The following is an 8,520-nucleotide window of genomic DNA, read 5'->3' on the forward strand; positions in this document are numbered from 1 at the left end:
CCATCTCACCCATGGCTCGCCCGTCAACATGTCCGGCAAATGGTTCAAGGCCTCGCACTACACGGTGCGGCGCGAGGACCAGATCATCGACATGGATGCGGTTGCAAAACAGGCCGAGGAGGTGCGGCCCAAGCTGATCATCGCCGGCGGCTCGGCCTATTCGCGCGCCTGGGATTTCAAGCGCTTTCGCGAGATCGCCGATTCGATCGGCGCGTATCTGATGGTCGACATGGCGCATTTCGCCGGCCTCGTGGCCGGCGGCGTGCATGCCTCGCCGGTGCCGCACGCCCATGTCACCACCACGACCACGCATAAGTCGCTGCGCGGACCGCGCGGCGGCCTGATCCTGTGCAATGACGAGGCGCTGGCCAAGAAGCTGAACTCGGCTATCTTCCCGGGCCTGCAGGGCGGCCCGCTGATGCATGTGATCGCCGCCAAAGCCGTGGCATTCGCCGAAGCGCTGCGCCCCGACTTCAAGATCTACGCCAGGAACGTGGTCGAGAACGCCAAGGCGCTGGCGGAGACGCTGCGCGCCCAGGGGTTCGATATCGTGTCCGGTGGTACCGACAACCACCTGATGCTGGTGGACCTGCGGCCGAAGGGCCTCAAGGGCAATGTCTCGGAAAAGGCGCTGGTTCGCGCCGCCATCACCTGCAACAAGAATGGCATCCCCTTCGATCCGGAAAAGCCGTTCGTCACCTCCGGCCTTCGCCTCGGCACCCCGGCGGCGACCACGCGCGGGTTCGGCGTCGCCGAATTCAAGCAGGTCGGCATGATGATATCGGAAGTGCTCAACGCCATCGCACAGTCGGAAGGTGGCTCGGCGCCGATGGTGGAAGCCGCGATCAAGGAACGGGTCAAGGCGCTCACCGACCGCTTCCCGATCTACCAGTAAAGGTCTTCAGCGGATGCGATGCCCCAGCTGCAACAGTCTCGATACGCAGGTGAAGGATTCGCGTCCGACCGAGGATTCCGCCGTGATCCGGCGCCGCCGCGTCTGCGTCGCCTGCAACTTCCGCTTCACCACCTTTGAGCGGGTGCAGCTGCGCGAGCTCACGGTGATCAAGCGCAACGGCCGCCGGGTGCCGTTCGACCGCGACAAGCTGGTGCGCTCGCTCCAGATCAGCTTGCGCAAGCGCCCGGTCGATCCCGAGCGGGTCGAGAAGATGGTCTCGGCGATCGTGCGCGAGCTCGAGAGCGGCGGCGAGGCCGAGATTTCATCGGAGGCGATCGGCGAGATCGTGATGGAGCATCTGCGCCAGCTCGACGACGTCGCCTATGTCCGCTTCGCCTCGGTCTATCGCAACTTTCGCGAGGCCAAGGATTTTGAGACCGTGCTCGGCGAGCTCTCCGGCGACGACGAAGCGCGGCTCGCCACGTTACGCAAATGATCTTCCGCATTCTGGAAGACCAATACGCGCAGAAATCGAAGGAATCGAAGGCTGCCGACCAGCGCTTCATGCAGCTGGCGCTGTCGCTCGGCCGGCGCGGGCAGGGCCGCACATGGCCCAATCCGGCGGTCGGCGCGGTCGTGGTCAGGGACGGCGTCATTGTCGGCCGCGGCTGGACCCAGCCTGGCGGCCGTCCGCATGCCGAGCCCGAGGCACTGGCGCGGGCCGGCGCGGCCGCGCGTGGCGCCACGCTCTATGTGACGCTGGAGCCGTGCTCGCATTTTGGCAAATCGCCGCCCTGCGTCGACGCGGTGATCGCGGCCGGGATTGTCCGCGTCGTGTCGGCGATCGGAGATCCCAATCCGGAAGTGGCGGGGCAGGGCCACGCCAGACTGCGCGCCGCCGGAATCACGGTCGATATCGGGACGGGGGCCTTGGACGCCGCGCGCGATCATGCCGGGCATTTCCGGCGCATCCGCGACAAGCGTCCGCACGTGATCATCAAACTGGCGGTCTCGCCCGACGACAAGATCGCCGCTGCCGGCCATAGGCCGGTGGCGATCACGGGCGAAGCGGCAAAGGCGCGGGTGCATCTGCTGCGCGCGCAATGCGACGCTATTCTTGTCGGGATCGGCACCGTGCTGTCGGACGATCCTGTCCTGACCTGCCGGCTGCCGGGGATGGAAGCGCTTTCTCCGGTGCGGGTGGTGCTCGACCGCGCCTTGCGGATTCCCGGCACCAGCCGCCTGGTTCATTCGGCGCGCGAGACGCCGCTGTGGATGATGACCTCGAATCTATCGGACGCGCCCGCCGCCATGAAACTTGGCGCGGCCGGCGCGCAGGTGATCCGTGTGCCGACCACGAACACGCCGCCGCCGGGGCTCGATCTCGCCGCCGTGCTGCAAGCGCTGGCCGAAAAGGGCATCACGCGCTTGCTGGTGGAAGGCGGCGCCCGCGTCGCGTCCTCGTTTGTCGCAGCCGGCCTCGCCGACGAAGTCTGGCTGCTGCGCGGCGCCCATCCGGTCGGCGCCGATGGCGTCCCTGCGCTGGAGGCATTGCCGCTCTCGGCCATCACCCAGTCGCCCGCGTTCAAGCTACGTGCTAGCGAAACGCTGCAAAGCGACACCCTGACCATTTACGAGCGCATCTAATGTTCACCGGCATAGTCACCGACATCGGCGAGATCGCCAGCCGAACGCCCACGGCGCAGGGCCAGCTGCATCGCTTGCGCATCGCCTGCCGCTACGACCGCTCCACCATCGCCGACGGCGCCTCGATCGCCTGCAACGGCGTCTGCCTCACCGTGGTCGCCTCGGGCGTTCAAGGTGACAAAACCTGGTTCGATGTCGACGCCGGCGCCGAGACGCTTGCCATGACCACGGCGAAACACTGGGTTACCGGCACCAAACTCAATCTCGAACGGGCGCTGAAGATCGGCGACGAACTCGGCGGCCATATCGTGGCCGGGCACGCCGACGGCATCGCTACCATTATCAAGCGCGACGATCTGCCCGATATGGCGCGGTTCGAGCTCTCCACCACGAGGGAACTGGCGCGTTTCATCGCGACAAAGGGCTCGGTGACGCTGGATGGCGTGTCGCTGACCGTGAATACCGTTGCTGATGTGGTGTTTTCGGTGCTGATCATTCCGCATACGCTCAGCGTCACCACGCTGGGCGGCTGGCGCGCGGGCACCGAGGTCAATCTCGAGGTCGACCTGATGGCGCGCTACGCCGCGCGGCTGTCGGAAATGAAGTAGACGCAGCCCTTGGCTTTGGCCGCCGCTGCGCCTAAAACCCGCACGAAATCGTTGACATCTAGCGTAATCGGTACCTGTCAACGCCTTGAATGGATGAAACAATGGCGGACGCGCGGCGCGCACAGTTGAAGGACCAGACCGACATATCCGGCGCACGCGCGCTGATCGTCGAGGCGCGTTTCTATGACGATATCCAGGATGCGCTCTTGGAAGGCGCGGTCGCCGAATTGAAGGCGGCCGGCGTCGGCCACGAGGTGATCACGGTGCTCGGCGCGCTGGAAATTCCAGCCGCCATCGCGATCGCGCTCGATGCCGCGGAAAAAAATGGCAAACCCTACGACGCGGCGATTGCGCTCGGCTGCGTGGTTCGGGGCGACACCATCCATTTCGAGATCGTGTCGATGGAATCCTCGCGCGCGCTGATGGATCTCGCGGTGGCGAGAAAATTTCCGCTCGGCAACGGCATCATCACCGTCAACACCGACGCGCAGGCCTGGGCGCGGGCGCGCGCCAGCGAACTCAACAAGGGCGGTGACGCCGCGCGCGCGGCCTTGGCGATGCTGCGGATCAAGCGCCGGCTGGCAAAGGCTTGATCATGGCAGAGAACAAGAAGCCGGCGCCGGCCAAAGGCTCTGACAACAAGGGCCCCGACAAGAAGGCCAACCGGCGTGGCGCCGCGCGGCTTGCCGCGGTGCAGGCGCTCTACCAGATGGACATCGGCGGCGCCGGCATCAACGACATCTTCGCCGAGTTCGAGAGCCACTGGCTCGGCAACGAGGTTGAGGGCGACACCTATCTGCCGGCCGAGGCCGCGTTCTTCCAGGACGTTGTCGCCGGCGTGGTGCGCGACCAGGCCAGGCTCGACCCCGTGATCGACGAGGCGCTTTCGAAGGGCTGGCCGCTGAAGCGGATCGACGCCATTTTGCGCGCGGTGCTGCGGGCAGGGGCCTACGAACTCGAGCACCGCAAGGACGTGCCCGGCCGCGTCGTGGTGTCGGAATATGTCGATGTCGCGCACGCCTTCGTCGAGTCCGAGGAGACCGGCATGGTGAACGCGGTGCTCGACCAGATCGCCCGCCAGTTTCGCGCCGACGAGTTTTCGCGGGGGTAGGCCGGGATGGGCGCCAGCCGCACATTCTGTCGTCATCATCCGCGAAGGCGGATGATCCAGTACGCCGCGGCCCTTCGGTTGATCGCTGACGTCTCTGGAATACTGGGTCGCCCGGTCAAGCCGGGCGATGACATTTGTGGGGATGGTGCGCTGTGACCGAACCCAAACAGGTTACCGGTGAAGACGTCCTGATCGCCCGCTATTTCCGTCCGCTCGCGACCGACCCCGGCGCGTTCGGCCTGGTGGACGACGCGGCGATCCTGCAGGCCGGCGGCGACGAGATCGTGGTGACCACGGACGCCATTGTCGAGGGCGTGCATTTTCTGCCCGATGACCCTCCTGACACCATCGCGCGCAAGGCGCTGCGGGTGAATCTGTCCGATCTCGCGGCCAAGGGGGCGGTGCCGGCAGGTTTTGTCCTCACGCTGGCGCTGCGCGTCCAGGACGATGGCTGGCTGACGCCGTTTGCGCGCGCGCTTGGCGAGGACGCTGGCCTGTTCGGCTGCCCGCTGCTCGGCGGCGATACGGTTTCGACGCCGGGGCCGGTGATGGTCTCGGTCACCGCGTTCGGTCGGGTGACGCCGGGCAAAATGGTCCGCCGCGGCGGCGCTGCGCCCGGCGACCACATCGTCGTGACCGGGACGATCGGCGATGCCTCGCTCGGCCTCGATATCCTGAAAGGCGGCGCGGTGGCGACTGCGCTCGCGCGGGACGCCGCGGCGAGCCAGATGCTGGTTGGCCGCTACCGCGTGCCGCAGCCGCGCAACGCCCTGGCGCAGGCGGTCGGCGACCATGCCAGCGCAGCGATGGATGTGTCCGACGGTCTGGCGGGCGATCTCGCCAAGCTGTGCGCGGCGTCCGGCGTGTCCGCCGTCATCGATGCGCAGAGTATCCCGTTGTCCGCTCCCGCCGCGGCATTGCTGGCCAAGGGGACGGTCGGCATCGAGGCGATCGTTTCCGGCGGCGATGATTACGAGATTCTGTGTGCGATCCCGGAGGCCGGATTCACGGCGTTTGCGCGGGCGGCCGGGCTGGCCGGGGTGGCCGTGACCTCGATTGGAACGGTGATCGCCGGGCAGTCCACCCCGCGATTCCTCGACGTCAAGGGCAGCCAGATCGCGTTAAAGCGGCTGTCCTACAGCCATTTCTAGAATTCTCCAGTATTCTTGCAAAAACCGCCGCTTCGGACGCAAATACCTGCCGAAATCGTTGGTTTTGGCCTTCCGCAGCGTTGCGCAGGGGATGCGATTTTGGCATGGTCCCGCCGATTTAAGGCCACCCCTTTGGGCAGGGGCAGGCCTTCTTTTTAGGCGCCCGCCGCTCCCGCGGTGTGGTGTGGGGTAGATCCAGGATCTGAGGCAAATTCAATGACAGTATTATGGGCGATTGTGCTCTGCGGAGTGCTTTCCATCGTTTACGCCATCTGGGCGACGGCATCGGTCATGAAGGCTGATGCGGGTAATCCGCGAATGCAGGAAATCGCGGCCGCGGTGCGCGAAGGCGCGCAGGCCTATCTGAAGCGTCAGTATATGACCATCGCCATCGTCGGCGCCGTGATCTTCGTGCTGCTGGCCTACTTCCTCGGCATGAAGGTCGCAATCGGCTTCCTGATCGGCGCCGTGCTGTCGGGCGCTGCCGGCTTCATCGGCATGAACGTCTCGGTTCGCGCCAATGTGCGCACCGCGCAGGCTGCCACCACCTCGCTGGCCGGCGGACTTGAACTCGCCTTCAAGGCCGGCGCCATCACCGGCATGCTGGTCGCGGGTCTGGCGCTGCTCGGCGTCACCATCTACTTCGCCTATCTCACCCAGGTCCTCGGCCTCAAGGCCAACGATCGCATCGTGGTCGATTCGCTGGTGGCGCTCGGCTTCGGCGCCTCGCTGATCTCGATCTTCGCCCGTCTCGGCGGCGGCATCTTCACCAAGGGTGCTGACGTCGGCGGCGATCTCGTCGGCAAGGTCGAAGCCGGCATTCCCGAGGACGATCCGCGCAACCCGGCCACCATCGCCGACAACGTCGGCGACAATGTCGGCGATTGCGCCGGCATGGCCGCCGACCTGTTCGAAACCTATGCGGTGACCGCGGTCGCCACCATGGTGCTGGCCGCGATCTTCTTCGCGACCTCGCCGTTGCTGGTGCCGATGATGACGCTGCCGCTGGCAATTGGCGGCGTCTGCATCCTGACCTCGATCGCCGGCACCTTCTTCGTCAAGCTCGGCGCCAGCCAGTCCATCATGGGCGCGCTGTACAAGGGCCTGATTGCCACCGGCGTGCTGTCGCTGGTCGGCGTCGCCGCCGTGATCTACTGGCTGATCGGTTTCGGTCCGCTGGCGGGCGTGAAGTACACCGGCATGGCGCTGTTCCAGTGCGGCATCGTCGGCCTCGTGGTCACCGGCCTGATCATCTGGATCACCGAATACTACACCGGCACCGAATATCGCCCGGTGAAGTCGATCGCGGCCTCCTCGGTCACCGGTCACGGCACCAATGTGATCCAGGGTCTCGCGATCTCGATGGAATCCACCGCCGGTCCGGCGATGGTGATCATCGCGGGCATCCTCGTCACCTACAGCCTTGCCGGCCTGTTCGGCATCGCGATCGCCACCACCACCATGCTGGCGCTGGCCGGCATGATCGTGGCGCTCGACGCCTTCGGCCCGGTCACCGACAATGCCGGCGGCATTGCCGAAATGGCCGGTCTGCCGAAGGAAGTCCGCAAGGCCACCGACGCGCTCGACGCTGTCGGCAACACCACCAAGGCGGTCACCAAGGGTTACGCGATCGGTTCGGCCGGTCTCGGCGCGCTGGTGCTGTTCGCGGCCTACAATGAAGATCTCAAATTCTTCATCGCCAACGCCGCGAAGTATCCCTACTTCCAGGGTGTGCTGCCCGACTTCTCGCTCAACAACCCCTACGTCGTGGTTGGCCTGCTGTTCGGCGGCCTGTTGCCGTACCTGTTCGGCGCGATGGGCATGACCGCGGTCGGCCGTGCGGCCGGCGCGATCGTCGAGGAAGTGCGGCGTCAGTTCCGCGAAAAGCCCGGCATCATGCAGGGCACCGACAAGCCCGATTACGGCCGGGCGGTCGATCTTCTGACCAAGGCGGCGATCAAGGAAATGATCATCCCGTCGCTGCTGCCGGTGCTGTCGCCGATCTTCGTCTACTTCGTGATCTTCGCGATCGCGGGCGGCGGTGCGGCCGGCAAGTCGGCGGCGTTCTCGGCCGTCGGCGCCATGCTGCTCGGCGTGATCGTGACCGGTCTGTTCGTCGCGATCTCGATGACCTCGGGCGGCGGCGCCTGGGACAACGCCAAGAAGTACATCGAGGACGGCCATTACGGCGGCAAGGGCTCCGATGCCCACAAGGCCGCGGTGACCGGTGACACCGTCGGCGACCCCTACAAGGATACGGCGGGTCCCGCCGTCAACCCGATGATCAAGATCACCAACATCGTGGCGCTCCTGCTGCTGGCGATCCTGGCGCACTGAGCGTTACGCTACGACTGAAACGCAAAACCCCGCGGCGCGAGCCGCGGGGTTTTTCTTTTTCTTGCGATTGTCGGAGATCCGTAGCCCGGATGGAGCGAAGCGAAATCCGGGGCCTGTGGATCCGGGCGCAAAGTCCCGGATTGCGCTTCGCTCCATCCGGGCTACGAGACTGGGTCCCGGCTCTGCGGAGCAGCACAAGAGGCGCTGCGCCGCGTCCGGGACACGAAAGCTCAGCCCGCGTCCATCTGCAGGCCTTCCTGCTTGATGATGGCGCCGAACTTCGCGGTCTCCGCAGCGATGAAATCGGAATATTGCTGCGGCGTGCCGTAATCGGTGCGTGCGCCGATCTTGGCCATGTTTTCCTTGATGTCCGCGCGCTCCAGGAACACCTTGATTTCCCTGTTGAGGGCGTCGACCACCGGCGCGGGCGCGCTCTTCTGCAGGAAAATGCCGAACCAGGACGAGACGTCGAACTTCGCCAGTTCCGGTGCGCTTTCGCGCATGGTCGGGATGTTGGGCGCCAGCGCGCTGCGCTCCGGCGTCGTCACCGCCAGCGCGGTGAGCTTGCCGTCCTGAACCTGCGGCAGCGTCGGATAGAGATTGTCGAACAGGACCTCGATATCGCCGCCAAGCGCTGCCTGCAGCGCCGGGCCCGCGCCGCGGACCGGCACATGCACCATCTTCTGCCCGGTCAATTGCAAGAACCAGGCGCCGGTGAGGTGAGGGCTCTGCCCGTTGCCGGACGAGCCGTAGGTGAGCTTGTCCGGATTG

9 protein-coding genes are annotated in these 8,520 nt (G+C 65.8%); 8 read left to right on the forward strand and 1 reads right to left on the reverse strand.

What is annotated here, in order from left to right:
• From glyA to Q7T45_RS00200, 8 genes are all read left to right on the forward strand, one after another.
• A partial coding sequence (glyA, locus tag Q7T45_RS00165) for a serine hydroxymethyltransferase (RefSeq protein WP_304865804.1) occupies positions 1 to 895 on the forward strand: 895 nt, incomplete at its 5' end.
• A 13-nt stretch (positions 896 to 908) separates the two neighbouring features.
• Positions 909 to 1,391: a transcriptional regulator NrdR gene (gene nrdR, locus Q7T45_RS00170; protein WP_291865374.1), complete on the forward strand. Its 483-nt coding sequence runs from the start codon at positions 909 to 911 to the stop codon at positions 1,389 to 1,391.
• Positions 1,388 to 2,542 carry a bifunctional diaminohydroxyphosphoribosylaminopyrimidine deaminase/5-amino-6-(5-phosphoribosylamino)uracil reductase RibD gene (gene ribD / locus Q7T45_RS00175; protein ID WP_304865813.1) on the forward strand — a complete coding sequence of 385 codons (1,155 nt, stop codon included), beginning with the start codon at positions 1,388 to 1,390 and terminating at the stop codon, positions 2,540 to 2,542. Before nrdR ends, ribD begins: the two co-directional genes overlap by 4 nt.
• On the forward strand, positions 2,542 to 3,150 hold the full coding sequence (locus tag Q7T45_RS00180) for a riboflavin synthase (RefSeq protein ID WP_304865815.1): 609 nt from the start codon (positions 2,542 to 2,544) through the stop codon (positions 3,148 to 3,150). The genes ribD and Q7T45_RS00180 overlap by 1 nt, the downstream gene beginning before the upstream one ends.
• 101 nt (positions 3,151 to 3,251) lie before the next feature.
• Positions 3,252 to 3,743 (forward strand): 6,7-dimethyl-8-ribityllumazine synthase, encoded by a 492-nt coding sequence (gene ribH, locus Q7T45_RS00185; RefSeq protein WP_304865818.1) that lies wholly within the window; start codon positions 3,252 to 3,254, stop codon positions 3,741 to 3,743.
• 2 nt (positions 3,744 to 3,745) lie between these two features.
• The gene (nusB, locus tag Q7T45_RS00190) at positions 3,746 to 4,261 is read left to right on the forward strand and encodes a transcription antitermination factor NusB (protein WP_304865821.1); all 516 of its coding nucleotides are present in this window, start codon (positions 3,746 to 3,748) and stop codon (positions 4,259 to 4,261) included.
• Positions 4,262 to 4,413: 152 nt separating this feature from the next.
• The gene (thiL, locus tag Q7T45_RS00195) at positions 4,414 to 5,412 is read left to right on the forward strand and encodes a thiamine-phosphate kinase (RefSeq protein WP_304865824.1); all 999 of its coding nucleotides are present in this window, start codon (positions 4,414 to 4,416) and stop codon (positions 5,410 to 5,412) included.
• Positions 5,413 to 5,628: 216 nt separating this feature from the next.
• Positions 5,629 to 7,749, forward strand: coding sequence for a sodium-translocating pyrophosphatase (locus Q7T45_RS00200; RefSeq protein ID WP_304865826.1), 2,121 nt, complete (start codon positions 5,629 to 5,631; stop codon positions 7,747 to 7,749).
• 230 nt (positions 7,750 to 7,979) lie between these two features.
• Here Q7T45_RS00200 and Q7T45_RS00205 read toward each other — a convergent pair.
• On the reverse strand, positions 7,980 to 8,520 hold a 541-nt coding region (locus tag Q7T45_RS00205), incomplete at its 5' end, for a tripartite tricarboxylate transporter substrate binding protein (protein WP_304865829.1).

This window comes from Bradyrhizobium sp., from assembly GCF_030646015.1.
Lineage (GTDB): Bacteria > Pseudomonadota > Alphaproteobacteria > Rhizobiales > Xanthobacteraceae > Bradyrhizobium.

Bases quoted from the DNA above. Each gene is read 5' to 3' on its own strand.
- nrdR (WP_291865374.1), top strand. From the start codon at position 909: ATGCGATGCCCCAGCTGCAACAGTCTCGATACGCAGGTGAAGGATTCG.
- ribD (WP_304865813.1), top strand. From the start codon at position 1,388: ATGATCTTCCGCATTCTGGAAGACCAATACGCGCAGAAATCGAAGGAA.
- Q7T45_RS00180 (WP_304865815.1), top strand. From the start codon at position 2,542: ATGTTCACCGGCATAGTCACCGACATCGGCGAGATCGCCAGCCGAACG.
- ribH (WP_304865818.1), top strand. From the start codon at position 3,252: ATGGCGGACGCGCGGCGCGCACAGTTGAAGGACCAGACCGACATATCC.
- nusB (WP_304865821.1), top strand. From the start codon at position 3,746: ATGGCAGAGAACAAGAAGCCGGCGCCGGCCAAAGGCTCTGACAACAAG.
- Q7T45_RS00200 (WP_304865826.1), top strand. From the start codon at position 5,629: ATGACAGTATTATGGGCGATTGTGCTCTGCGGAGTGCTTTCCATCGTT.